This window comes from Ruegeria sp. SCP11, assembly GCF_040329455.1.
Lineage (GTDB): Bacteria > Pseudomonadota > Alphaproteobacteria > Rhodobacterales > Rhodobacteraceae > Ruegeria > Ruegeria atlantica_E.
In genome coordinates this window covers 1-373 of record NZ_JBDZYG010000059.1, presented here as the reverse complement: position 1 = coordinate 373, position 373 = coordinate 1, and the positions used below count along the sequence as shown (strand labels likewise).

Here is a 373-nt window from a genome sequence, read left to right as displayed (position 1 = left end):
TGTGCTGTCGAAGAACGCATAACGCAACTGACCATCCAGATAGAGTTGACTATCGGCCAGCCACAACGCGCTCAGCGTCACATCGTAGGCGTCGGTGTCGATCTTGCCGTCCGCCAACGGCGTTTCGCTTTTTGTCGAAAGCTTTGTTGCACCGAACTCAAATCCACCGATCAGAGAGCCGTTCCCGATCTCAGCAAATGGCAGGCTGGCGCCGACACGCAAGCCCCCGCTGGTCGTTTCGTTGGTGCGATCACCAGTGGTGTAGCGGTCGCGCCCACCTTCAGCGTTCAGCCAGACCAATGGTTGATCTGTAGAGCTGAGTTCGCTCAGGGATCGGCTGACTGTGTTCGCGTCTTCCGCACCAGTTCTGCCG

At 57.9% G+C, this 373-nt stretch carries 1 protein-coding gene; it reads right to left on the bottom strand.

Translation table 11 applies throughout. The features are described from left to right. Positions 1-373, bottom strand: a 373-nt coding sequence (locus ABLN94_RS24770; RefSeq protein ID WP_352997354.1) for an autotransporter outer membrane beta-barrel domain-containing protein, incomplete at both ends; no start/stop codon positions are given.